The following is a 23,461-nucleotide window of genomic DNA, read 5'->3' on the forward strand; positions in this document are numbered from 1 at the left end:
GACAGGCCATGACCGCTCACCCATCGACCGCACCGTTCGGCGCCGCCGATCTCGCCCCCGACCAGTTCCTGACCTTCCTGCTCGGCAAGGAGATGTTCGGCGTCGGCATCCTCGGCATCAAGGAAATCATCGAGTACCGCACGCCGACCGACGTGCCGATGATGCCGCCGGCGCTGCGCGGGGTGATCAATCTGCGCGGCGCGGTGGTACCGGTGGTGGACCTGCAGCAGCGCTTCGGCCGCGCCGCCAGCGACATCACCAAGCGCACCTGCATCGTCATCGTCGAAGTCGCCAACGGCAGCGAGCGCCAGGTGCTGGGGCTGCTGGTGGACGCGGTCAGCGAAGTGCTGGAGATCGCCGCCGCCGACATCGCCCCGGCCCCGGCCTTCGGCGCCGGCATCCGCCGCGACTTCATCCACGGCATGGGCAAGGTCGGCGAGCGCTTCGTGATCCTGCTCGATGCCGATGCAGCGCTGTCCACCCAGGAGTTCGTCGCCATGGCCGGCATCGCGTCGGGGGTCGAGAAAGGCATGGCCGCCTGAGTTCCCCGCACGGCGTGGCGCATCGCGCCGCGCCCGCCCTTGTCCACCGACGGAATCCGCATGCCGCTCGTCCACGAAATCGCCACGCTCCGCCAGTTCGACACGGTCCTGGTCGTCGACGACAGCCAGGTCCAGCGCGAACACGCGCTGGCGTTGTGCCTGCGGCTGGGCGCGGTGGCGGTCGAAGGCGTGGCCGACGGCCATGCCGCGCTGGCGCGGATCGCCCAGGGGCCGCCGCCGGGGCTGCTGATCGTGGACCTGGAAATGCCCGGCATGGACGGCGTGCAGTTGCTCGACGCCCTGGCCCGCTGCAACCTGCGGGTGCCGATCGTGGTCGCCTCGCAGCGCGGCGCGGCGCTGATCGACTCGGTGCTGCAGGTCGGCCGCGCCAGCGGCCTGCAGGTGCTGGCCGGCCTGGAGAAACCGCTGCGCGCGGCCGAACTCGACGCGGCCTTGCAGGCGCACCCGCCGCAACTCGCGCCGGCCGCGCGCAACGACGCCAGCCTGGGCGATGCGACCGACGCGGCGATGCTGCACGAGGCGCTGCGCCGCGGCGACATCGAAGTGGCGTACCAGCCCAAGGTGGACATGCGCAGCGGCCAGGTCAGCGGCGTGGAAGCGCTGGCGCGCTGGCGGCATCCGCAGAACGGGCAGATCGCACCGGACCGCTTCATCGCCCTGGCCGAACGCGAAGGCTTGATCCACGCGCTGACCGCCAGCGTCGCCGACCAGGCGATGGCGCGGCTGGCGACCTGGAAGCAGTCCGGCTTCCGCCTGACCCTGGCGATCAACCTGTCGCCGTGCCTGTTGCAGGACCCGGGACTGCTCGACGAACTGCACAGCCAACTGCGCCGCCACGGGCTGGTGCCGGCCGACGTGATCCTGGAGATCACCGAAAGCTCGCTGGTCCAGGCCAGCGCGCTGGGCATGCTGGCGCGGCTGCGGCTGCAGGGCTTCGGCCTGTCGCTGGACGACTACGGCACCGGCTTTTCCTCGCTGCAACAGCTGACCCGCATCCCCTTCACCGAACTGAAGATCGACCGCATCTTCGTGCACGACGCGCACCGCAGCCGCAACCTGCGCACCGTGCTGGAATCGGCGCTGGGCATGGCCCAGCGGCTGGGCCTGAGCACCGTTGCCGAAGGCATCGAAACGGTGGAGGACTGGCAACTGCTGCAGGAACTGGGCTGCGACCTGGGCCAGGGCTATCTGCTGGCGCGGCCGATGGGCGGCGGCGCGCTGACCACCTGGCTGCTCGAGCACCAGGCCCGGCTGCACGAACACGGCCCCACCGCGGCGCAAGCGCCGCATCACTGACTCCCGGACCACCATGACCAGCACCGACACCATCACCGAGCAGGAATTCGGCAAGTTCCAGCGCTTCATCTTCGACGCCGCCGGCATCACCATTTCCCCGGCCAAGAAGGCGATGCTGTGCGGGCGCCTGGGCAAGCGCCTGAAGGCGCATTCGCTGCAGACCTACACCCAGTACCTGAAGCTGCTGGAAAGCCGCGAAGGCGGCGCCGAGGTGCAGACCGCGATCGACCTGCTGACCACCAACGAAACCTATTTCTTCCGCGAACCCAAGCACTTCGACCTGCTGCGCAAGCTGGCCGGCGAGCACAAGGGCAATGCGCCGTTCCGCATCTGGAGCGCGGCCAGTTCCACCGGCGAGGAGGCCTACAGCATGGCGATGGTGCTGGACGACGCGCTGCAGGGCCGCCCCTACGAAGTGGTCGGCACCGACATCAGCACCCGCGTGCTGGCCAAGGCGCGCAGCGGCCACTATCCGCTGCAGCGCATCGAACACATGCCGCCGGCGCTGCTCAAGCGCTACTGCCTGAAGGGCCGCGGCGAGTACGAAGGCAGCCTGCTGATCGACCGCAAGCTGCGCGACAACGTGCGCTTCCTGCATGCCAACCTCAATACCGCGCTGCCCAACCTCGGCCAGTTCGACGTGATCTTCCTGCGCAACGTGATGATCTACTTCAACGGCCAGACCAAGCGCGAAGTGGTCGCGCGGGTGCTGTCCACGCTCAAGCGCGGCGGCATCTTCTGCATCGGCCATTCGGAAAGCCTGAACGAGGTCAACAACGAGGTCGTGCAGGTGGCGCCGGCGGTGTACCGCAAGCCATGAGCACCGCTGCCGCTACTCAAAGGAACGACCGATGACGACGACGATCAAGGCCATGGTGGTCGACGATTCGGCGGTGGTGCGCCAGGTGCTGGTGGCGGTGCTCAACGAAGCGCCCGGCATCGAGGTGATCGCCGCGGCCGCCGATCCGCTGCTGGCGATGGACAAGATGCGCCAGCAATGGCCGGACGTGATCGTGCTGGACGTGGAAATGCCGAAGATGGACGGCATCACCTTCCTGCGCAAGATCATGAGCGAGCGCCCCACCCCGGTGGTGATCTGCTCCACGCTCACCGAGAAGGGCGCGCGGGTGACCATGGACGCGCTGGCCGCCGGCGCGGTGGCGGTGGTGACCAAGCCCAAGCTCGGCCTGAAGCAGTTCCTCACCGACTCGGCCGAGGAACTGGTGGCCACGGTGCGCAGCGCCGCGCGCGCCAACGTCAAGCGCCTGGCCGCACGCAACGCCGCGCCGCCGGTGGAAGCGGAGGTCAAGCACAGCGCCGACGTGATCCTGCCGGCGCAGGGCGGACGCCCGCTGGCGCAGACCACCGAACGGGTGATCGCGATCGGCACCTCCACCGGCGGCACCCAGGCGCTGGAGGAAGTGCTGACCGCACTGCCGCGGGTCAGCCCCGGCATCGTCATCGTCCAGCACATGCCGGAGAAGTTCACCGCCGCGTTCGCCGCGCGGCTGGACACGCTGTGCCACATTTCGGTGAAGGAAGCGGCCAACAACGACCGCGTGGTCCCGGGCCGCGCGCTGATCGCGCCCGGCGGCAAGCACATGCTGCTGCGCCGCAGCGGCGCGCAGTATTTCGTCGAGGTGGTGGACGGGCCGCCGGTGAACCGGCACCGGCCGTCGGTGGACGTGCTGTTCCGCTCCGCCGCGCGCGCCGCCGGCGCCAATGCGCTGGGCATCATCATGACCGGCATGGGCGACGACGGCGCGGTCGGCCTGCTGGAGATGCGCCAGGCCGGCGCGCGCACCGTGGCCCAGGACGAACAGAGCAGCGTGGTGTTCGGCATGCCCAAGGAAGCGATCAAGCGCGGCGGCGCGGAGAAGATCCTGCCGCTGGGATCGATGGCGCGCGAAATCGTGCAGTAGCTCGGCTAGCGCGGTTTCGGGTTAGGCTGCCGTTACTTGTGCGACTTCAGTCGCGACGGGCTTTATCGGTAAGGCCCGTCGCGACTGAAGTCGCACAATGCGCAGCTTGGCGCAGCTTGCACCGCTACACCTGCGACTCCACCGGCTACCAGCCGATCTGGCGCCGCGGCACGCCGCCAGATCCCCGCTTCCGGCTCGCGCTCCCAGGTCTGCGGCGGCCGCGCTGCTGCAGGCCGAAGGCGAACGCCTGCACGGCCGCGACGAGGCACAGGCCGACGCCTTGCCGCTGTACCGCGACGACGCGCCGCCGCCGTCGCGGCAGGCGCAGACCCTGGCCTTCGTGCGCTGCTTCGCCGCGGCCAACCGCGGCGAAGGCGAGATGCGGGTGTGGGTGGACGCGGGCGGCGACGGTTGACGGCGCCTTGCGCGCTCACGGCTCCGGCAGGATCTGCTGGCGTGCTACCTGGCCTTGCCCTGGTTGGCCACGGCCTCGGCCGCCTTCTTCGCCGCTTCCGGATCGCCGAGATAGCGGTAGGACTGCACCTTCAATTCGTCGTCCAGTTCGAACAACAGCGGGATGCCGGTGGGGATGTTGAGCTCCAGGATTTCCTCGCGCGAGACGCCGTTCAAATACTTGTACAGCGCGCGCAGCGAGTTGCCGTGCGCGGTGACCAGCACGGTCTGCCCGGCCTTCAGCTGCGGCGCGATCGCATCGTGCCAGTACGGCAGCACGCGCTCGAGCGTGGTCGCCAGCGACTCGGTGGCCGGCAGCGCGTTGCGGTCGAGGGTGGCGTAGCGGCGATCGTGCAGCGGATGGCCCGGATCGGCGGCGTCCATCGGCGGCGGCGGAATGTCGTAGGAACGGCGCCAGATCTTGACCTGCTCCTCGCCGTGCCTGGCCGCGGTCTCGGCCTTGTCCAGGCCCTGCAGGCCGCCGTAGTGGCGCTCGTTGAGGCGCCAGCTCTTGTGCACCGGCAGCCAGTCCTGGTCCAGTTCCTTCAATGCGCCCTGCAGGGTGTGGATGGCGCGCTTGAGCACCGAGGTATGCGCCACGTCGAACTGCAGCCCCTCCTCGCGCAGCAGGCGGCCGGCGGCGGCGGCTTCCTGGCGGCCCTGCTCGGTGAGATCCACGTCCACCCAGCCGGTGAAGCGGTTATCCAGGTTCCACTGGCTCTGGCCATGGCGCAACAGTACGAGTTTGCGGGTCACTGCGACGGTCTCCGTTGGGGGGAATGCGTGGGTCGTGCGGCCCTGGATTGTAGCGGGATGTGACGGCTGGGAATGGGGAAATGGGAATGGGGAATGGGAAACGGCCTGGCGTTCCAGCGCGCCTTGCCGTCTGGCGATCTGTCGCGGCTGAAGCCGCTCCTAAAAGGCGGGCCGGGCTGGCGCTACGCCGGAACGCAAGCGGATCGGCGCTGACGACCGTCACCCTCTTGTCGAGACCGCGACCTCTCGTCGCCAGGCATCGATCAGGAACCTGCTTCAACGATTCCCCATTCCCGTTTCCCCATTCCCAGCTCCTCCACGCCACAGCCACGACCACCGCGCGATCATCGCCACATGGACACTCCTTCGCACAAGGTCTTCGGCGACTGGGACGGCAGCCTCATGCAGGCGCGGGCGCTGCAGGCCACGCTGGCCAGGCAGGTACGGCTGCAGGACGAAGTGGCGGACCCGCCGCGCTGGCTGGCCGGGTTCGATGTCGGTTTCGAGGACGAAGGCCGCATCACCCGCGCCGCGGCGGTGCTGATCGACGCCGAAACCTTGCAGCCGCAGCAGGCCGAGATCGCCCGCGTGCCGACCTCGATGCCCTACGTGCCGGGCCTGCTGAGCTTTCGCGAACTGCCGGCGCTGCTGGCCGCGCTGGGCTTGCTGCGGCAGCGCCCGGACCTGGTGTTCGTCGACGGCCAGGGCATCGCCCATCCGCGCCGGCTCGGCATCGCCGCGCACTTCGGCGTGGTCAGCGGCCTGCCCAGCATCGGCGTGGCCAAGAAGTTGCTGGCCGGGCGCTATGACGAACCCGGGCCGCAGGCCGGCGAACGCAGCCCGATCGTGCACCGCGGCGAGACCGTCGGCTGGGCGCTGCGCAGCAAGCCGCGCTGCAATCCGTTGATCGTCTCGCCCGGCCACCGCGTCGCGGTGGACAGCGCGCTGCACTGGACCCTGCGCTACCTGCGCGGCTACCGGCTGCCGGAGCCGACCCGCCTGGCCGACCGGCTGGCCTCGCGCCGCGGCGAGGTGGCGGTGCAGGCCGCCGGTATCATCGGTCGATCACGGCTTTTACTCTAGTTGCCTATGAAGTGTGCGTATGCGACCTGGATGCCGTCAGCGGCGATCGTGATATCCGCTACATTATCGGGCTCGTTGGCCTTCATCGTGAACTGGAGGCTGACGCCAGGTATGCCGGTTCCTTCGGCGCAATCTCTGGACGACATGCCGATCGCCAGATAATCCGTATTGTTAAGCGGCAGCGGCGGCGGCGGTAATATGAAATAAGTTGGTACTCCATATTTGGCGGCATAGCAATCCCTGGACCCTTCATGCTCCAGCATCAGCGCTTCTGCATTCCACAGGGTATTGTCGACAACGAGGAACAATTCCCTATGGTCAACAGGATTTTTTTCCGCATGTGCCAACGCGGCAGCAAACGACGCCAGCGGCAGCACGATCCACAGTATGGCCTTGACGGTGTTGCCATGCTTCGACGAGTGGTTCATCTGGATGTTTTCCATTTCAAGGGGATGGATGCAGCGAACGCGCTGCGATGCTGCGGCAAGGCCGGTGCCGGCCTTGCCGCAGCGCTCGATTATTGCCATACGCCGACGATCATTGAATTCAAAAGTTACAAAACTGCAGACAAGAAAGGAGCGCTCTTCGGCACTATGCGATTTCGCTCCTGCATGCCGGCCACGCATGCCGTTTGCGCATCGCATGCCACCACCGACGCCGTGGCGACCCGCAGCGCGCTGCGGGACCACGCAGCAGCACGCCGTCTCACAGAAGAAAACGCCACGGTCCGGGACAATCCGTCTTGCCGCCGCGCTCCCACCGCGACGGCCGCGCATGCGAAGCTCGTGCACCTGTTCCCCGCTCCGCGAGGCCGCGCATGCCCACCCTGATCGCTCCCCGCGTCCACGACATCGGCGGCTTCGAAGTGCGCCGCGCGGTGCCCAGCCTGCAGGCGCGCAGCGTCGGCCCGTTCGTGTTCGTCGACCACATGGGCCCGGCGATCTTCGCACCCGGCCGCGGCGTGGACGTGCGCCCGCATCCGCATATCGGCCTGGCCACGGTGACCTTCCTGTGGTCCGGCGAGATCGGCCACCGCGATACGCTCGGCTCGGACCAGGTGATCCGCGCCGGCGACGTCAACTGGATGACCGCCGGCCGCGGCATCGCCCATTCCGAGCGCACGCCCACGCCGCTGCGCGCGCAGCCGCACCCGCTGCACGGCATGCAGACCTGGGTGGCGCTGCCGAAATCGGCCGAGGAAACCGCCCCGGCGTTCTACCACCACGCCGCCGCCAGCCTGCCGCAGCAGCGCCGCGACGGCGTGTGGCTGCGGGTGATCGCCGGCCGCGCCTACGGCGAGGAATCGCCGGTCAAGGTGTTCGCCGACACGCTGAACGTGGCGCTGGACCTGGACGCGGATGCGCAGATCGACCTGGACAGCGGCCACGTGCAGCGCTCGCTGTATGTGCTGGAAGGCGAGGCGCAGCTGGACGGCGTGGACATCCCCGCACGCTACCTGGTACTGCCCGAACCCGGCGCACGCGGCCGGCTGCGCGCCAAGACCCCGCTGAAGGCGATGCTGATGGGCGGCGAGCCGCTGGACGGGCCGCGCCACCTGTGGTGGAACTTCGTGTCCAGCTCCACCGAGCGCATCGAGCAGGCCAAGCAGGACTGGCGCGAAGGCCGCTTCGGGCTGATCCCCGGCGACGACCAGGAATTCATCCCGCTGCCCGAGCCGGGCAAATAGGCCCCGCCGGCGCGATGCCGCTGGGCGCGCGGGGCCGCTGCCCGCATCGCATCCAGGCAAACCCCTGCTGCACGGGCGCCGGATCGGCCGCACCTCGATCCGCATTCCAATTGTCAAGTGCCGCCCGCTGGGCTATGGTTCCGACAGCGGCCGGGCAACGCAGCCGCACACCGGGACACGCATTGCGCAGGGGCATGCACTGCACGCGGATCCCGCAATGGAATGAGGGTGACGTGCCGTGCCGGCCTGCGTCGGCGTGCGCTGAAGATCGATGCCGCCGCGTTGCGGCGGCGCATGGGGACATCGCGAATGAGGGTTGCACACCGGCTCACCGGCCTGTCGCTCCTGCCCGCCATGCTGGCGGCGGCCATGGCCATGGCGCAGCAGGCGCAGAACTGCCCGTCGCTGCCGCCGCAGGCCAACCTGCAGTGGAACCAGCGCAGCGACAAGGGCTTCATCGTGTGCCGCGCGACGGCCGCCGACGGCCGCCAGGTGCTGGGCATGATGCTGACCTCGCGCGACCCGAACATCCCGCTGGCGCGCAATCTACGCGAAGAGAAAGGCAGCATCGCCGGCGAGAGCGTGCACTGGTACCGGCCCGATCTGGGTGGGGTCGATGCGCCGGGCCTGGCCTCGCGCCGGGTCACCGTGGTCGAGCTGAGCAAGAACCGCTACGCGCAGGTCTGGATCGATGCCGGCGACGTGCAGGAACTGCAATCGCTGCAGTCGCTGGTGCAGGGCCTGGACATGCGCCCGACCAGCGTGGCGCTGGATCGCTGAGGCTGGCTGGCTTTCGGCGCATGAACCCTTGTGGGAGCGACTTCAGTCGCGACGGGCTTTACCGGGAAGACCCGCAGCTCAGAAAAACGCTAGAACCGCCCTTCCTGGAAATCGACGAAGGCCTGCATCAGTTCCTCGCGGGTGTTCATCACGAACGGCCCGTGCCGCGCCACCGGCTCGCGCAACGGCCGGCCGGCGACCAGGATCAGCCGCGCGCCGGCGTTGCCGGCCCGCAGTTGCAGCAGATCGCCGCCGCCGAGCACGGCCAGGGTCTGCGCCGGCAGCGCGCGCGGCCTCGCCCTCGCCCAGCGTCGCGGCGCCCTCGTAGGCGTAGGCGAACACGTTGTGCCCGTCCGGCAGCAGGTAGTCCCAGCGCGCGTCGGCATCGAGCACGATGTCCAGGTACAGCGGATCGGTGGCCGGCTGCGCGATCGGCCCGTGCACATCGCCGACCTGGCCGGCGATCACCTTGACCGTCACCCCCGGCGCCGGCTGCGCCAGCGGAATGCGCTCGGGCGCGAACTCCTGGTAGCGCGGCGCGGTCATCTTGTCGCGCGCCGGCAGGTTCACCCACAGCTGGAAGCCGCGCATGCGCCCGGACTCCTGCTCCGGCATCTCCGAATGCACCAGGCCGCGGCCGGCAGTCATCCATTGCACGCTGCCGGGGGTCAGCAGGCCTTCGTTGCCGTGGTTGTCCTTGTGCCGCATGCGCCCGTCGAGCATGTAGGTGACGGTTTCGAAGCCGCGGTGCGGATGGCTGGGGAAACCGCCGATGTAGTCCTCGGCGCGGTCGGTGCCGAATTCATCGAGCAGCAGGAACGGATCCAGCTCGGGCAGTTCGGCGCCGCCGATGACGCGGGTCAGCCTGACCCCATCGCCGTCGGCGGTGGCGCGGCCACGGATCGTGCGCGCGATGCGCGCGGGGGTGGCGGTAAGAGTGTCGGTCATGGCAGGCGATCTCCTGGTGAAGCACCGAATATGGGCGTGCCGCTGCCGGCGGCCAATCGCGATCAGCGCAACCCATCGTTCCATCGCGGCGCCGCCGACCGGCCGTGCGCCGGGTGCGCTGGCGTGGCGTGGCACGGCGTGGCGCGATGCAGGTGTCGATGCCGGTACACGTGCACCTGCCGGCGATACTCGCTCTTGTGGGAGAGACTTCAGTCCCGACTGCAACCAGGCCCGACGATCCCGCCGCCGCGCTCTCGCATCCGACGCCCCGCGCGATACCTAACGATCAGGCAAAGTCCGTCTCGACGCGCCGCCTACCCCATCGCCACGGCCAGGCATGCGTCCCCGCGACCCGCGTGATCGTCGAATACGCCGCGGCCTACGACCAAAGTACTAGGACCGAGACCTGTCCCGGCATTGACCCCCAAGGCCATCGGGGCGACCCTTGCAGGAATCTCGTGGGGGAGCGATCTGCATGAAAGGGTTTTCCAAACTGGCCTGGGCCGCGCTCGCGGTGCTGGCGGCGTTCTGCCTGGGCACCATCGCCCTGCGCCGCGGCGAACACATCAACGCGCTGTGGATCGTGGTCGCCGCGGTCTCGATCTACCTGATCGCCTATCGCTTCTACAGCCTGTTCATCGCCACCAAGGTGATGCAGCTGGACCCCACCCGGGCCACCCCGGCGGTGCTCAACAACGACGGCCTGGACTACGTGCCGACCAACAAGCACGTGCTGTTCGGCCACCACTTCGCCGCCATCGCCGGCGCCGGGCCGCTGGTCGGGCCGGTGCTCGCCGCGCAGATGGGCTACCTGCCCGGGCTACTGTGGCTGGTGGTCGGCGTGGTGTTCGCCGGCGCGGTGCAGGACTTCGTGGTGCTGTTCCTGTCCAGCCGCCGCAACGGCCGCTCGCTCGGCGACCTGGTGCGCGAGGAGATGGGCCAGGTGCCCGGCACCATCGCCCTGTTCGGCGCGTTCCTGATCATGATCATCATCCTGGCGGTGCTGGCGATGGTGGTGGTCAAGGCGCTGGCGGAGAGTCCGTGGGGCATGTTCACGGTGATCGCGACGATGCCGATCGCGCTGCTGATGGGCGTGTACATGCGCTACATCCGCCCCGGCAAGATCGGCGAGATCTCGATCGTCGGCCTGATCCTGCTGCTGGCCGCGATCTGGTTCGGCGGCAAGGTCGCCGCCGATCCGACCTGGGGCCCGGCCTTCACCTTCACCGACGTGCAGATCACCTGGATGCTGATCGGCTACGGCTTCGTCGCCTCGGTGCTGCCGGTGTGGCTGCTGCTGGCGCCGCGCGACTACCTGTCCACCTTCCTCAAGATCGGCACCATCATCGCCCTGGCGATCGGCATCCTGGTGGTCATGCCGGACCTGAAGATGCCGGCGCTGACCCAATACGCGCACAACGGCATGGGCCCGGTATGGACCGGCGGCATCTTCCCGTTCCTGTTCATCACCATCGCCTGCGGCGCGGTGTCCGGCTTCCATGCGCTGATCGCCTCCGGCACCACGCCCAAGCTGCTGGCCAACGAAGGCCACATGCGCTACATCGGCTACGGCGGCATGCTGATGGAATCCTTCGTCGCGGTGATGGCGCTGGTCGCCGCCTCGATCATCGAGCCGGGCGTGTATTTCGCGATGAACGCACCGGCGTCGATGGTCGGCAGCGACGTCGTCGCGGTTGCGGCCAAGGTCAGCGAATGGGGGTTCGCGATCACCCCCGAGCTGCTCGAGGCCACCGCCCGCGACATCGGCGAGACCACCATCCTGGCCCGCGCCGGGGGCGCGCCGACCCTGGCGGTGGGCATCGCGCAGGTCCTGCACCAGCTGCTGCCGGGCGAGAACATGATGGCGTTCTGGTACCACTTCGCGATCCTGTTCGAGGCGCTGTTCATCCTCACCGCGGTCGACGCCGGCACCCGCGCCGGGCGCTTCATGCTGCAGGACCTGCTCGGCAACTTCGTGCCGGCGCTGAAGAGGACCGAGTCGTGGGGCGCCAACATCGTCGCCACCGGCGGCTGCGTGGCGCTGTGGGGCTACCTGCTGTACACCGGGGTCAAGGATCCGTACGGCGGCATCCGCACGCTGTGGCCGCTGTTCGGCATCTCCAACCAGATGCTCGCCGGCATCGCGCTGATGCTGGGCACGGTGGCGCTGTTCAAGATGAAGCGCGACCGCTACGCCTGGGTCACCATCGTGCCGGCGACCTGGCTGCTGATCTGCACCACCTACGCCGGGCTGATCAAGATCTTCGATCCGAATCCGGCGCAGGGCTTCCTGGCGCAGGCGCACAAGTTCCAGGACGCGATCGCCAGCGGCAGCATCACCGCGCCGGCCAAGACGGTGGCGCAGATGCAGCAGATCGTCACCAACGCCTACGTCAACACCGGGCTGACCGCGTTGTTCCTGTTCGTGGTGCTCTCGATCCTGATCTACGCGGTCAAGACCATCCTCGCCGCGCGCCGCAACCCGCAGCGCAGCGACAAGGAAACCGCGTACGTGGCGCTGCAGCCGCAGCAGATGGCGGACCTGTGATGAGCAACGACCTGGTTCCGGTCGGCCAGTACCAGGCGCACCGCCGGCTGTGGCGGCGCCTGGTGCAGACCGCGCGGCTGTGCTGCGGCATCCCCGACTACGACAACTACGTGCGCCACGTGCTGGAAAAGCATCCCGACCGGCAGCCGATGGACTACACGACCTTCTTCCGCGAGCGCCAGGAAGCGCGCTATGGCGGCAAGAGCGGGTTTCGCTGTTGTTGAAAGGCCGGGAGTGGGGATTCGGGATTGGTGGCAGCGCGGCCGCGCACAGTTTCGGCGCGGACGACAACCTTTGTGGGAGCGACTTCAGTCGCGACGCGCGTTACCGGTAACGCTTGTCGCGACTGATCGCTACGCCGCCGCCGCGCGCACCAGTGCAGCGTAAGTGTCCGGCAGCTGCCGCATCTGCTCCATCACCGCCGACACGCCGAGTTGGCGCAGGGTCTCGGCATGGCCCGACGGGATGTGCGCGGCGCCGGTGAAGCCGATCACGGTCATGCCCGCGGCCAGCGCCGCGCTGGCGCCGGTGGCGCTGTCCTCGATCACCAGGCACCGCGACGGCGCCGCGCCCAGCGTGTGCGCGGCCAGCAGGTACACATCCGGCGCCGGCTTCGGCCGCGCCACCATGTCGGCGCTGAAGATATTGCCGCCCACCCGCTCGGCGAGTCCGGCGCGCGCCACCGAGGCCACCACGCTGTGGCGCTGGCTGTTGGAGGCGACCGCCAGCGGTAGCGGTAGCGCCAGCAAGGCCTCGCGGACGCCCTCGATCGGCTGCACCTCGGCGGCGATCAACGCTTCGGAACGCTGCCGGATCTGGTCGAACAGGCCAGGCGGCAAGCGCACCGCGAAATGCCGCTGTACCCGCTCCACGATCTCGTGCGCGGTCTGGCCGAAGCTGCCGGCCAGGAAGGCCTCCAACGCGGCCCGCGGCACGTACGCGCCCAGCGCCTCGAGCATGACCCGGTCGGCCAGCACCTCGCTGTCGACGAGCACGCCGTCGCAGTCGCTGATCAACAGGTCGAAGGGGGTGGTCGCGGTCATCGCAGGGGCCTCGGTGAAACCCGCATTATGCCAAGCTGCGCATGTACGCCGCCTGCGTGCGGCAGCGCCCACGCGCGCCGGCGCACGCCATGCGCCGCGTGGGCTGCGCAGCAATCAGGCGGCCGCCCGCTCCCGGCGCAAACCTTCGCTTCCAGTGAATCGGCGCTCCACCGCACCTGGCCCGTGCGCGGATCGCGCGAACGCTGTAACAAAACCTTACCGAACCGGTGTCGGACAGCTGCTAGCATGGGTCACGGTGGCAAGGATCGTCGTCACCGGCAACAGGAACGCGAACAGGAAAAGGAGCCCTCCATGCGCAAGCAGTTCCCCGTCCTGATCGCGCTTGCGACCTCGATGTCCATCTCGGTCTCATGCGCCGCCCCGCCCGGCGCCAAGGAGCAATCTGCCATGTCAGCCACGCTGCAGGATCACTCGGTCGCGTTCCGCGATCCCCACCTCGCCGACATCGCCGCCGCCGTCGCGCGCGGCGACGCCGCCCGTATCGCCGCACTGGCCCCGGGCGTGGACCTGTCCGCGCACGGCGATCAGAACGTCACCCTGCTCGAATACGCGATCTGGAACGAACAGCCGCGCGCGCTTGGCGCGCTGCTGGACGCCGGCGCCAACCCGGCCGAACCGGGCATGGACCAGGAAACCGTGGTGCACATGGCGGCGATGGCCAAGGACCCGCACTACCTGAGGATCCTGCTGCAGCACGGTGCGCCGGTCGATCCGGTCAGCGCGCGCGGCAACTGGACGCCGCTGTTCCGCGCGGTGCAGAGCAAGCGCGACGAACAGATTCAATTGCTGCTGCAGGCCGGCGCCGATCCGCATCGGGTCGATGCCAGCGGCAACTCGCTGCTGCACCTGGCCGCGCAGAGCAGCGCCGGCAATCCGTGGGTGCTGAAACTGCTGCAGGCCGGGGTCGATCCGGGCCTGCGCAACGCGCAGCAGAAGACCTTCCAGGCGTATTTCTTCGCCACGCCCGAGCGCCTGCTCAACAGCACTGCGCAGCAGACCCGCACGGCAGTGCGCGAGTGGTTGAGCGCCCACGCCATTCCCCTGGAAGCGGCCCGCTGAGGCGGGCGTTCGCAGCACACGCAAGGAGCCGCGCATGAGCACGAACGATCTTCCCGACACCGCCGCCTCCGCCCCCTTTGCCGAGGCCGTCCGCAGCCAGCAGCCGCAGCCGGTGGACACGCAACTTCCGACCTTGCTGCAGGACCTCTACAGCACCGCCGCCCAGCGCCGCGCCGGCGGCGCGGAAAGCTTCGCCACGCTGCCCGACGGCTGGACCCGCCTGGACGATGGCGCGGTGCAGCGCGCCGGCATCGACCCGAGCATGCTGCACGACGCCAAGAGCGGCTTCGACGCGGCGTTCTACCGCAACGCGCAGGGCAACGTGGTGCTGGCGTTCTGCGGCACCGACGAAGGCAAGGACTGGAAGCACAACATCGGCCAGGGCCTGGGCTTTGCCGACGCGCAATACGCCTCGGCGATCCAGCTCGGCAGCCAGGCCAGGCAGGCCTTCGGCCAGGATCTGATGATCTCCGGGCATTCGCTCGGCGGCGGCCTGGCCGCGGCCGCGGCGATGCTCAACGACGTGCCGGCGGTCACCTACAACGCCGCCGGGGTCAACGACCGCACCCTGGAGCGCGAAGGCCTGGATGCGTCGGCGGCCAAGGCCTATGCCGCCGACGGCCTGATCCGCGGCTACCACGTCAAGAACGAACTGCTGACCCACCTGCAGGAAGACAGCATCCCGCTGAAGTGGGCGATGCCCGACGCCGCCGGCCAGCAGATCCAGCTGCCCGACCCGGATCCGCTGTCGTTCGGCCAGCGTCTGGTGCCGGGGATGATGCTCAAGCATCGCCTGGACCTGCACGGCATCGATTCGGTGATCAAGGCGCAGGAACTGGAATCGCAGAGCCACACGCAGACCCAGGAACGGGCGATGCCGACCGGTAGCCGCCTGTTCAACGATGCGGTGGTGCAGCTGGACGGGCAGCGCGCGCGGCTCGGCCTGCGCGACGATGCGCAGTTTCTCAACACCGCCGCCAGCGTCGCCGCGCAGGCCGGCCACGATGGCCTGAAACAGATCGACCAGCTGATGCCCAGCCGCGACGGCGACCGCCTGTTCGCGGTGCAGGGCCGCGCCGACGACCCGGCGCATCTGCGCAGCCAGGTGCACACCGCGGCGGCGGCGAGCGAACCGGCACAGGCCAATGTCGGCCAGTTGCAGCAGCAGAACCTGCAGGCGAACGCGCCGCAGCAGGAAGAGCAGCAGCGCCGGGTCGCGCTTCAGCAATAGACCGCGGCGAATCCCCTGTAGGAGCGGCTTCAGCCGCGACAGAACGTATCGGCAACGCCCGTCGCGGCTGAAGCCGCTCCTACAGGGGCATGACGGTGCGCTACGGCGCTCCCGCCATCGCGCGCAAGGCGATCCCGACCAGATACGCCAGATAGGTGCCGGTGGCATAGCCCATCGTGCCCAGCAGCACGCCGACCGGCGCCAGCGCTGGATGGAACGCCGCGGCCACCACCGGCGCCGAGGCCGGACCGCCGACGTTGCTCTGCGAGCCGATCGCGAAATAGAAGAACGGCACCCGCAGCAGCTTGCCCAGCGCCAGCAACAGCAGGATGTGCACGCACAGCCAGATCAGCCCGAGCAGGAAGATCCACGGCCGGTCGAACAGCGCCAGCAGGTCCATCTGCATGCCGATGCAGGCGATCAGGAAATACAGCAGCAGCGAGCCGATGCGCGAGGCGCCGGCGCCTTCCAGGGTGCGCGCGCGGGTGAAGCTCAGCAGCAGGCCGATCGTGGTGGACAGCACCACCACCCACACGAACGGCGAGCCGAGGCTGAACTGCTTGGCCCAGACCACGTTGGCCGCGAACCACGCCGCGGTCGGCGCCGCGATCGCGTGCGCCAGGCCGACCGCGCCGAACGCGAGGCCGACGATCAGCATCAGGTCGGTCAGGCTGGCGACGCGCTCGTGCTGCGCCTGGAACTGCGCGATGCGCTGTTTCAGATCGTCGATGCCGCGGGTGTCGGCGCCGCTGCGCGCATCGATCGCCGCCGCGCGCGGGGCGAGGAAGATCAGCAAGGCCATCCACACGTAACCGACGCCGACATCGACCACCGCGAACTGGCCGAAGGTGGTGGCATCGACGTTGAACACCTCGCGCATCGCCAGCATGTTGGCGCCGCCGCCGATCCAGCTGCCGGCCAGTGCGGCCATGCCCGCCCAGGTATCGCCGGCCACCGTGGCCGGATGCAGCCACTGCATCAGCTGGAACGCGACCACCGCACCGAGCATGATGCTGAAGGAGGCGCCCAGATACATCGCCACCAGCTTGGGACCCAGGCGCAGGATGCCTTTCAGGTCGATGGTGAGGGTCAGCAGCACCAGTGCCGCCGGCAGCAGCACGTCGCGCGCGACCGGGTCGTACAGGCGGTTGTGCTGCCCGTCGATCAGGCCGACGGTGTTGTAGATGCCGGGAATCAGGTAGCACAGCAGCAACGCGGGCACCACGCCGTAGAAGCGCTTCCAGAATCCGCGCGGCCGCGCCGCGGTCCAGAACACCGCGCCGAGCGTGGCGGCGATCAGGCCGAAGATGACGATGTCGTTGTGGATCATTGGGAAGCCGGGACTCGGGACAGGGGAATCGGGACTCGCAAGAGCAAAGCCGGACGGCGCGAACGCGAGCGCCGCGCCATCGATCGACGCAGCGGATGGAATGGGTCACTCATCCGTGAGACCAGTCCCGAGTCCTGAGTCCAAATCCCGAATCCCGAATCCCCAATCCCGGCATCACTGCCCGATATGCTGCTTCAACCAGCCATTCACCGTGTCGTGCCACAGGATGCTGTTCTGCGGCTTCAGCACCCAGTGGTTCTCGTCCGGGAAGTACAGGAACTTGGATTCGATGCCCTTGCGCTGCAGCGCACTGAACGCGGCCAGGCCCTGCTCCACCGGGATGCGGAAATCCTGCTGGCCGTGGATCACCAGCATCGGCACCTTCCACTTGTCCACGTGCAGCACCGGGTTGAACTTCTCGTAGCCGGCCGGGTTCTGCCACGGCGTGCCGCCGTTCTCCCACTCGCTGAACCACAGTTCCTCGGTGGCGTAGCCCATCGTGCGATTGTCGAACACGCCATCGTGGTCGACCAGGCACTTCCACGGCTGGTTCCAGTTGCCGGCCATCCAGTACACCATGTAGCCGCCGTAGCTGGCGCCGAGCGCGCAGGCCTTGTCGCCGTCCAGGAATGTGTACTGCTGCTGCGCCGCGGCCCAGCCCTTCTGCAGGTCTTCCAGCGGGCGGTCGCCCCAGTGCTGGCTGATCGCATCGGTGAACGCCTGGCCGTAGCCGGTGGAGCCGTGGAAATCGACCATCACCACCGCGTAGCCCTGCCCCGCATAGGTCTGCGGATTCCAGCGGTTGCTCCAGCCGTTGCCGAAACTGCCCTGCGGACCGCCATGGATCAGGAACGCCACCGGATAGGTCTTGCCTTCCTGGTAGTTCCACGGCTTGACCACGTAGCCGTGCACGGTCTCGTCGTTCCAGCCCTTGAACTGGAACTGCGCGTAGTCGCCGAAGGCCACGTCCGGCAGCTGTTCGCCGGCGCTGGCGGTGATCGCACGCGGATGCTGGCCATCGGCATCGGCGACGAACACCTGGTCGCCGCTCTTGAGGCTGTTGCGGGTGTAGGCCAAGGTGCTGCCGGCGAGCGCCGGCGCGCCGACATGGCCGTCGGCGACGACGGCCGCGACCTTGCCGCTGGCCACGTCCACCACGAACAGCGGATGCTGGCCGAGGTCGTCGGCGGTGGTGTACAGCGTGGCGCCGTCGTGCGAAAGCACGATCTCGCCGGCCGAGCGGTCCCACTGCGGCGCGATCTCGCGGGTCTTGCCGCTGGCCACATCCATCGCCATCAGCCCGAAGCGGTCGGCCTCGAAACCCGGACGCTGCATCGCGCGGTAGTACAGGGTCTTGCCGTCGGCGGAGAATACCGGGCCGGCGTCCCATGCGAGGTTGGCCGCGGTCAGGTTGATCGGCGCCGCCTTGCCCGCCGCATCCAGCCGGTACAGGTCGAAGTTGGTCGACCACGGCTCCTCGCGCCCGGCCACACGCACGCTGGCGACCAGCGATTGCCCGTCCGGCGCCCAGGTGTAGTCCTCGCTGCCGCCGAACGGCTTGGACGCAATGTCGCCGGCCAGGGTCACGCTGATCGCCGAGGCGCCGAGCACCGGCTTGGCCTTGGCGTCGCCGGGCAGCGGCGCGACGAACAGGCTGTTGCGGCGGCCGTCGTTCCAGGTGTCCCAGTGGCGCACGAACAACTGGTCGAACACCACGCCGCTGGCCTTGGCGTTCTTCTTCGCATCCAGCCGCTTCTGCGTGCAACCCAGGTCCGAGCCGCAGTCCTGGAACACGCCGGCGCTGAAGGCGACGCGGTCGCCCTGCGGGGCGACGTGGTAGCTGTCCACGTCCAGCGCGAAGTCGGTGAGCTGGCGCGGCGCGCCGCCGGCCAGCGGCAGCGCGTACAACTGCTGGCGGCCGGACTTGGCGCTGAGGAAGTACACGGTCTTGCCGTCGGCCGACAGCTCCGGCGAATTGACGTTCCAGCCGTCCGGGGTCAGCCGCTTCGGCGGCGCCGCATCGCGGGTGCGCAGGTCGCGCAGCCACAGCCCGGTGCTGGCCTTGTCGCTGGCCTTGTCCAGTTGCCGCTTGGCGAAGATCACGCTGCCGCCATCCGGAGTCAGCAACGGCGAGGACACCCGCTCCAGCGCCACCATGTCGCGGACATCGAAACCGCGGGTCGCCGCCAGCGCAGGCAGCGCGGTCAGCAGGCACAGGGGCAGCAAGGCGTAGCGCAAGGTCATCGGGCGTCTCCGGAATACGGCAAAACGTCGATGGTAGGCGGCTGGGTGGGCGCGGTGCAAAGGCATGAAGTCATGGAGGGGCCGGGAGTTGGGATTCGGGATTGGGGATTCGCAGGAGCGGGCTGCGTGTTGCGCTTGTGGGCGATCGACCATAAACACGAAGCCCGGCGCAGGCCGGGCTTCGTGTCTTACCGAGTGTGTTGGCGCTTACGCCGACGGCGGCAGCGGCGCGGTGGGTTCGCCCTTCTTGCCGGTGCGGTACAGCAGCCAGCCGACGAAGGCGAGCAGCACCAGGCCATACCACTGATTCAGATGGTAGGCCTCAGGGAGCGCAAGCACGTCCTTGTTATTGGTAATCACGATCGGAAGCGCGATGCCGATGCCCATCAATGCCTCGCCGGTGATCAGTCCGGCGGCGAACAACACGCCGGGACGGTGCACGCGGTCGCGGCCGTCTTCGTCGTCAGCACGGATCTTGTGGAAGCGCTCGACCAGATGGCTGATCAGGCCTCCCAGGAAGATCGGCACCATCAGTTCCAGCGGCAGGTAGATACCGATCGCCGCGGCCAGCACCGGCACGCGGAAGCGCTTGCCCGACTTTTTCAGCCACTCGTCAAAAGCGATGATCGCTGCGCCGACGCCGCCGCCGATGGCAATCATCGTCCAGGGCAGATCGCCGCCGAACAAGCCCTTGGCGACAGAAGCCATCAGCATCGCTTGCGGCGCCGGCAGGGTCTTGCTGCCGATGCCATAGGCCTCTGCCAGCAGGTTCAGCACAGGTGCCATGATGAGCGCGCAGGAGAACGCGCCAATGGCCAGCATCAACTGCTGTTTCCACGGCGTGGCGCCGACCAGGTAACCCGTCTTCAGATCCTGCAGGTTGTCGCCGCCCACCGCTGCAGCGCAGCACACCACTGCGCCGATCATGATCGCCGCGACCGCGCCGATCGGCGCACCGCCGATGCCCACCGGTGCCAGCCCGCTCTTGCCCAGCAGCAGCACCAGCACCGCCGAGGCGAACAGGATGGTGGAGATGGTGATGCCCGAGACCGGATTGTTCGACGAGCCGATCAGGCCGGCCAGGTAGCCGGACACCGACACGAACAGGAAGCCGGCGACGATCATGATGATGGTCATCGGGATGCTGACATGCCACTGGCCGACGATGGCCTGGTACAGGCCCAGCAGCGGCAGCGTGCACAGCAGCAGCGCCACCAGCATCCACTTCATCGGCAGGTCGCGGTCGGTCTCGGCGACCACCGTGCCGGCGGTGCTCTTGCGCGCGGCGGCGAAGCCGCTCCTGACCCCGGACAGCAGCGACTTGCGCAGCGAGAACAGCGTCCACACGCCACCGACCAGCATCGCGCCCACGCCCAGGTAGCGCACCTTCGCAGCCCAGATGCCGAATGCGGCCGCGGCCGCCGGCGCACTGGCCAGGCTCTGCGCCAGCGCCGGGTCCGAGCCCATGAAGAACTGCTGGTACAGCGGAATGGCGATGTGCCAGGACAGGATCGAACCGGACAGCACCACGATGCCGACGTTGAGCCCGACGATGTAGCCCACGCCAAGCAGCGCCGGCGACAGGTTGGTGCCGACGTAGCCGACCAGCTTGCTGCTGCCCAGGTAGGTGGCCTGCGCCCAGGTATCGGGAATCACCCGCAGGCCGCTGGCCGCGGCGAGCTTGACCAGCCCGCCGATGGTCGCCGACAGCGCCAGGATCTTCAGCCCCGGCCCCGGATTGTCGCCGGCCTTGAGCACCTCGGCGGCGGCCTTTCCTTCGGGGAACGGCAGCGGGTCCTCGACGATCATCGAGCGCCGCAGCGGCACCGAGAACAGCACCCCGAGCAGGCCGCCCATGCCGGCGATGCCGAGCACCCACCAGTACCTGAAGTCCGGCCAGTAGCCCATGATCACCAGCGCCGGGATGGTGAAGATCACCCCCGCGGCGATCGACGAACCGGCCGAGGCGCCGGTCTGCACGATGTTGTTCTCCAGGATGGTGCCGCCGCCGAGCAGGCGCAGCACGCCCATCGACACCACCGCCGCCGGGATCGCGGTGGCGATGGTCAGGCCGGCGAACAGCCCCAGGTAGGCATTGGCGGCCGACAGCACGACGGCCAGCACGATCGCCAGCACGACCGCGCGGAAAGTGAGCTGACGCGGCGCAGCAGCGTTGTTCATGGTGACCCCTGAAACGGCAAAAACGTTTTCCAAGCTAGCGTCTGGACCCAGGCAAGTCCAGCATCGCGGCGCCCAGCTCGTGGCATATGTCTGGGAGGCGGGGATTGGGGATTGGGGATTGGCAAATGCAGCGGCGCCTCGGCTGCCGACGGTCAGCCCCTCTCCCACCGGGAGAGGGGTTGGGGTGAGGGTACGGAGCGAAGCTTCGCGCTGTGTCGATCCCATGAGGCTTCGCCCACACCCTCATCCGCCCCTGCGGGGCACCTTCTCCCGCGGGGAGAAGGAACCGCCGGCTAGCCCCTCTCCCCCCCGGGAGAGGGGTGGGGGTGAGGGTCCGGACGCAGCCTCGCGCTGTTTCCACCCCATGAGGCTACTGCCTCCCCGGCACAGCCGGGGGGACTCCGTGACGGGCTTTCTCGGTAAGGCCTGATGAGCGAAAGAGCGCACGTGGCGGCGCCGGCCCGGCGGCTCGGCTGCCGCTGTGGCTCGCCGGGCAGCGAGATACGTCCTCCTGGATCCTGCGTGCGTTCCGGTCTCAGCGCGCGCCCAGCAGCGCACCGCGCTGGGTCAGGTGCGCGGCGATCGCGCGCTTGAACGGCGCCACCCGGTCGGCCACGCGCAATGCCGCGTTGCGCAGCACGCGTGCCGGCAGGCGGTCGTCGGTGTACAGCGCGGCGATCGCATTGGTTGCCTCGTACAGCGCACGCGTGGCCAGGCGGTGGCCGCGCTCGTAGCCGGCCAGCAGCGCCGGCGCGGCGATATCGCGGCCCTGCGCGGCTGCCGCGTGCAGCGCGCGCGCCAGCCGCGCCTGGCTCTGCAGGCCGAAATTGAAGCCGTGCGCGGTCACCGGATGCATGCCTACCGCGGCGTCGCCGATCAGCGCGTAGCGCTTGCCGACGAAGCGCTGCGCGTACACCGCCACCAGCGGATACGCCTGCGGCCGCACGATCGGGGTCATCGCGCCAAGCCGGTGCTCGAAGCGGGCGCTGATCTCCGCGCCCAGTGCGGCGGCGTCCATGTCCAGCAGCGCCTGCGCGCGATCCGGCGGCAGGGTCAGCACCGCCGAGGCCTGGTTGCCGTGCAGCGGCAGCAGCGCCAGGGTCTGGCCGTAGCCGAACCACTCCCAGGCGGTGTGGTGGTGCGGGCGTTCGTGGCGCACCCGGCACACCAGCATGCTGCGGCCGAAATCGCGCATCTGCGCGCCGATGCCGCGCATGCGCCGGGTACTGGAGAAGCGGCTGTCGGCCGCCACCACCAGACGCGCGCGCAAGGTGTCGCCATTGGACAGGCTCAACTGCGCCTGGCTGTCGTCGCAGCGCAGCGCCTGCACCGACACCCCGTCGAGCAGGCGCAGGCCCGGTTGCGCCTGCACCGCGGCGAACGCGGCGCGACGGAGCAGGTGGTTGGGCACCAGCCAGCCCAGGTCGCCGCGGCGATCCTGGCTCGCGGCGAAGGTCAACGCGAACGGCGAGGAGCCGTTCATCACCCGCGCATCGCGCAGCGGCGCGATCGCGTCCGGATCGATCCGCGACCACAGGTCCAATTGCTCCAGCAGCGTGCGCGAGGCGTGGGTCAGCGCGATCTCGCGGCCATCGAAGGCGGCCTCGGCCAGGGCGGTGCGCGGTTGCGGCTCGATCAGCGCCAGCGACAGCCCGCTGCCGGCCAGCGAACGCGCGAAACACAGGCCCGCCGGACCGGCACCGACGATGGCGATATCCACATGCATTGCTGCGCTTCCCGTATCAGACGCGGCCAGCATAAACCCGCCGCGGCGTGCGGCATTGATCTGGATCAGCGCTGCGGCAACGGGTCGCAGCGCGGTGCGTCAGGCAGCCGCTGCCGCCGCGCCGCGCGCCATCGCGCAAGGCTGCCCATGCAGCTTCAGAACAACGCCCACACCAACTGCAGGATCGACCACAGCGACACCACCCACACCAGGCTGCGCAGGTAGGGCACGCCGGCCGCATACAGCGGCACGTAGGCCAGCCGCGCCCAGAAATACAGCTGCGCGGCCAGCGCGGTATGCGCACTGCCCTTGCCCATCGCCACCACCGCCAGCGCCGCGGCGGCAAAGAACGGGAAGGTCTCCAGAAAGTTGCGCAGCGCGCGCTCCAGGCGCCCGGCCACGCCGGCGGGCGGCGCCTGCGGCGCGTCGCGCGCGCCGGCATTCCACTTCAGGCCGCGCTGCGCGGTGACGAACGCGGCGGCCAACAGCAACTGCACGATCCCGAGCAGGATCGCCCAGGCCAGCATGCGGATTTCGATACTCATCAGGACCTCGGGCAAGTGTGGAAAACGAAGCGCGACGCGCGCGCC

20 protein-coding genes and 1 pseudogene are annotated in these 23,461 nt (G+C 68.9%); 12 read left to right on the forward strand and 9 right to left on the reverse strand.

Features of this window, described 5'->3' with window-relative positions; all coding sequences use genetic code 11:
- Positions 1–8: 8 nt before the first annotated feature.
- The 5 genes from FZ025_RS21215 (at position 9) to FZ025_RS22615 (ending at position 4,196) form a co-directional block, all read left to right on the forward strand.
- Positions 9–542, forward strand: a complete 534-nt coding sequence (locus FZ025_RS21215; protein WP_046981066.1) for a chemotaxis protein CheW — start codon at positions 9–11, stop codon at positions 540–542.
- 60 nt (positions 543–602) lie between these two features.
- Entirely contained in the window at positions 603–1,859 is a 1,257-nt protein-coding gene (locus tag FZ025_RS21220; RefSeq protein WP_104558296.1) for an EAL domain-containing response regulator, read from the forward strand.
- Positions 1,860–1,872: 13 nt separating this feature from the next.
- Positions 1,873–2,679: a CheR family methyltransferase gene (locus FZ025_RS21225; protein WP_046981064.1), complete on the forward strand. Its 807-nt coding sequence runs from the start codon at positions 1,873–1,875 to the stop codon at positions 2,677–2,679.
- A 31-nt stretch (positions 2,680–2,710) separates the two neighbouring features.
- Positions 2,711–3,781 (forward strand): protein-glutamate methylesterase/protein-glutamine glutaminase, encoded by a 1,071-nt coding sequence (locus tag FZ025_RS21230; protein ID WP_046981063.1) that lies wholly within the window; start codon positions 2,711–2,713, stop codon positions 3,779–3,781.
- A gap of 97 nt (positions 3,782–3,878) precedes the next feature.
- Positions 3,879–4,196, forward strand: a complete 318-nt coding sequence (locus FZ025_RS22615; RefSeq protein ID WP_046981062.1) for a hypothetical protein — start codon at positions 3,879–3,881, stop codon at positions 4,194–4,196.
- Between the two features lie 44 nt (positions 4,197–4,240).
- Here FZ025_RS22615 and gpmA read toward each other — a convergent pair whose 3' ends face one another.
- Entirely contained in the window at positions 4,241–4,990 is a 750-nt protein-coding gene (gpmA, locus tag FZ025_RS21240) for a 2,3-diphosphoglycerate-dependent phosphoglycerate mutase (RefSeq protein ID WP_046981061.1), read from the reverse strand.
- A 354-nt stretch (positions 4,991–5,344) separates the two neighbouring features.
- Here gpmA and nfi point away from each other — a divergent pair, with 354 nt between their 5' ends.
- Positions 5,345–6,073, forward strand: coding sequence for a deoxyribonuclease V (gene nfi / locus FZ025_RS21245; RefSeq protein WP_046981060.1), 729 nt, complete (start codon positions 5,345–5,347; stop codon positions 6,071–6,073).
- Here the strand turns inward: nfi and FZ025_RS21250 are convergent.
- Positions 6,070–6,849 (reverse strand): hypothetical protein, encoded by a 780-nt coding sequence (locus FZ025_RS21250; protein WP_146093516.1) that lies wholly within the window; start codon positions 6,847–6,849, stop codon positions 6,070–6,072. The two genes, nfi and FZ025_RS21250, sit on opposite strands and share 4 nt — an antisense overlap.
- Positions 6,850–6,890: 41 nt before the next feature.
- Between FZ025_RS21250 and FZ025_RS21255 the strand changes: the two genes are divergently transcribed.
- Both FZ025_RS21255 and FZ025_RS21260 read left to right on the forward strand, forming a co-directional pair.
- Positions 6,891–7,760, forward strand: a complete 870-nt coding sequence (locus FZ025_RS21255) for a pirin family protein (protein WP_046981058.1) — start codon at positions 6,891–6,893, stop codon at positions 7,758–7,760.
- 309 nt (positions 7,761–8,069) lie between these two features.
- The gene (locus tag FZ025_RS21260; protein ID WP_046981069.1) at positions 8,070–8,540 is read left to right on the forward strand and encodes a hypothetical protein; all 471 of its coding nucleotides are present in this window, start codon (positions 8,070–8,072) and stop codon (positions 8,538–8,540) included.
- Between the two features lie 89 nt (positions 8,541–8,629).
- Here FZ025_RS21260 and FZ025_RS21265 read toward each other — a convergent pair.
- Positions 8,630–9,488 (reverse strand): annotated as a pseudogene (locus FZ025_RS21265) (pirin family protein).
- A gap of 475 nt (positions 9,489–9,963) precedes the next feature.
- Here FZ025_RS21265 and FZ025_RS21270 point away from each other — a divergent pair.
- Together FZ025_RS21270 and FZ025_RS21275 are read left to right on the forward strand one after the other, a co-directional pair.
- Positions 9,964–12,036 carry a carbon starvation CstA family protein gene (locus FZ025_RS21270; RefSeq protein ID WP_046981057.1) on the forward strand — a complete coding sequence of 691 codons (2,073 nt, stop codon included), beginning with the start codon at positions 9,964–9,966 and terminating at the stop codon, positions 12,034–12,036.
- On the forward strand, positions 12,036–12,260 hold the full coding sequence (locus tag FZ025_RS21275) for a YbdD/YjiX family protein (protein WP_046981056.1): 225 nt from the start codon (positions 12,036–12,038) through the stop codon (positions 12,258–12,260). The genes FZ025_RS21270 and FZ025_RS21275 overlap by 1 nt, the downstream gene beginning before the upstream one ends.
- Positions 12,261–12,389: 129 nt before the next feature.
- On the opposite strand, the gene FZ025_RS21280 is transcribed toward FZ025_RS21275, so the two are convergent.
- Complete coding sequence (locus FZ025_RS21280) at positions 12,390–13,079, reverse strand: HAD-IA family hydrolase (RefSeq protein ID WP_046981055.1); 690 nt, start codon at positions 13,077–13,079, stop codon at positions 12,390–12,392.
- Positions 13,080–13,391: 312 nt separating this feature from the next.
- Between FZ025_RS21280 and FZ025_RS21285 the strand changes: the two genes are divergently transcribed.
- Both FZ025_RS21285 and FZ025_RS21290 read left to right on the forward strand, forming a co-directional pair.
- Positions 13,392–14,159 (forward strand): ankyrin repeat domain-containing protein, encoded by a 768-nt coding sequence (locus tag FZ025_RS21285; RefSeq protein ID WP_046981054.1) that lies wholly within the window; start codon positions 13,392–13,394, stop codon positions 14,157–14,159.
- Between the two features lie 34 nt (positions 14,160–14,193).
- A complete protein-coding gene (locus FZ025_RS21290) occupies positions 14,194–15,390 on the forward strand; it encodes a Tle-like phospholipase domain-containing protein (protein ID WP_046981053.1) in 1,197 nt (398 codons plus the stop codon).
- A 100-nt stretch (positions 15,391–15,490) separates the two neighbouring features.
- Here the strand turns inward: FZ025_RS21290 and FZ025_RS21295 are convergent, their stop codons facing one another.
- The 5 genes from FZ025_RS21295 to FZ025_RS21315 form a co-directional block, all read right to left on the reverse strand.
- A complete protein-coding gene (locus FZ025_RS21295) occupies positions 15,491–16,720 on the reverse strand; it encodes a DUF819 family protein (RefSeq protein ID WP_046981052.1) in 1,230 nt (409 codons plus the stop codon).
- Positions 16,721–16,894: 174 nt separating this feature from the next.
- Positions 16,895–18,964 (reverse strand): alpha/beta hydrolase family protein, encoded by a 2,070-nt coding sequence (locus tag FZ025_RS21300; RefSeq protein WP_046981051.1) that lies wholly within the window; start codon positions 18,962–18,964, stop codon positions 16,895–16,897.
- A gap of 207 nt (positions 18,965–19,171) precedes the next feature.
- Entirely contained in the window at positions 19,172–21,145 is a 1,974-nt protein-coding gene (locus FZ025_RS21305) for an OPT family oligopeptide transporter (protein ID WP_104558298.1), read from the reverse strand.
- A gap of 535 nt (positions 21,146–21,680) precedes the next feature.
- Complete coding sequence (gene ubiM, locus FZ025_RS21310; protein ID WP_046981941.1) at positions 21,681–22,871, reverse strand: 5-demethoxyubiquinol-8 5-hydroxylase UbiM; 1,191 nt, start codon at positions 22,869–22,871, stop codon at positions 21,681–21,683.
- Positions 22,872–23,026: 155 nt separating this feature from the next.
- Complete coding sequence (locus FZ025_RS21315; RefSeq protein ID WP_046981942.1) at positions 23,027–23,416, reverse strand: MAPEG family protein; 390 nt, start codon at positions 23,414–23,416, stop codon at positions 23,027–23,029.
- Positions 23,417–23,461 lie beyond the last annotated feature (45 nt).

The organism is Xanthomonas hyacinthi (genome assembly GCF_009769165.1).
Classification (GTDB): domain Bacteria; phylum Pseudomonadota; class Gammaproteobacteria; order Xanthomonadales; family Xanthomonadaceae; genus Xanthomonas_A; species Xanthomonas_A hyacinthi.

Excerpts from the sequence above, each read along its gene's own strand:
- FZ025_RS21290 (WP_046981053.1), top strand. The coding sequence starts at position 14,194 with ATGAGCACGAACGATCTTCCCGACACCGCCGCCTCCGCCCCCTTTGCC.
- FZ025_RS21260 (WP_046981069.1), top strand. The coding sequence starts at position 8,070 with ATGAGGGTTGCACACCGGCTCACCGGCCTGTCGCTCCTGCCCGCCATG.
- FZ025_RS21215 (WP_046981066.1), top strand. The coding sequence starts at position 9 with ATGACCGCTCACCCATCGACCGCACCGTTCGGCGCCGCCGATCTCGCC.
- FZ025_RS22615 (WP_046981062.1), top strand. The coding sequence starts at position 3,879 with ATGCGCAGCTTGGCGCAGCTTGCACCGCTACACCTGCGACTCCACCGG.
- FZ025_RS21275 (WP_046981056.1), top strand. The coding sequence starts at position 12,036 with ATGAGCAACGACCTGGTTCCGGTCGGCCAGTACCAGGCGCACCGCCGG.
- FZ025_RS21255 (WP_046981058.1), top strand. The coding sequence starts at position 6,891 with ATGCCCACCCTGATCGCTCCCCGCGTCCACGACATCGGCGGCTTCGAA.
- nfi (WP_046981060.1), top strand. The coding sequence starts at position 5,345 with ATGGACACTCCTTCGCACAAGGTCTTCGGCGACTGGGACGGCAGCCTC.
- FZ025_RS21270 (WP_046981057.1), top strand. The coding sequence starts at position 9,964 with ATGAAAGGGTTTTCCAAACTGGCCTGGGCCGCGCTCGCGGTGCTGGCG.
- FZ025_RS21220 (WP_104558296.1), top strand. The coding sequence starts at position 603 with ATGCCGCTCGTCCACGAAATCGCCACGCTCCGCCAGTTCGACACGGTC.
- ubiM (WP_046981941.1), bottom strand. The coding sequence starts at position 22,871 with ATGCATGTGGATATCGCCATCGTCGGTGCCGGTCCGGCGGGCCTGTGT.
- FZ025_RS21230 (WP_046981063.1), top strand. The coding sequence starts at position 2,711 with ATGACGACGACGATCAAGGCCATGGTGGTCGACGATTCGGCGGTGGTG.
- FZ025_RS21305 (WP_104558298.1), bottom strand. The coding sequence starts at position 21,145 with ATGAACAACGCTGCTGCGCCGCGTCAGCTCACTTTCCGCGCGGTCGTG.
- FZ025_RS21250 (WP_146093516.1), bottom strand. The coding sequence starts at position 6,849 with ATGCGCGGCCGTCGCGGTGGGAGCGCGGCGGCAAGACGGATTGTCCCG.
- FZ025_RS21300 (WP_046981051.1), bottom strand. The coding sequence starts at position 18,964 with ATGACCTTGCGCTACGCCTTGCTGCCCCTGTGCCTGCTGACCGCGCTG.
- FZ025_RS21280 (WP_046981055.1), bottom strand. The coding sequence starts at position 13,079 with ATGACCGCGACCACCCCCTTCGACCTGTTGATCAGCGACTGCGACGGC.
- FZ025_RS21315 (WP_046981942.1), bottom strand. The coding sequence starts at position 23,416 with ATGAGTATCGAAATCCGCATGCTGGCCTGGGCGATCCTGCTCGGGATC.
- FZ025_RS21285 (WP_046981054.1), top strand. The coding sequence starts at position 13,392 with ATGCGCAAGCAGTTCCCCGTCCTGATCGCGCTTGCGACCTCGATGTCC.
- FZ025_RS21295 (WP_046981052.1), bottom strand. The coding sequence starts at position 16,720 with ATGATCCACAACGACATCGTCATCTTCGGCCTGATCGCCGCCACGCTC.
- FZ025_RS21225 (WP_046981064.1), top strand. The coding sequence starts at position 1,873 with ATGACCAGCACCGACACCATCACCGAGCAGGAATTCGGCAAGTTCCAG.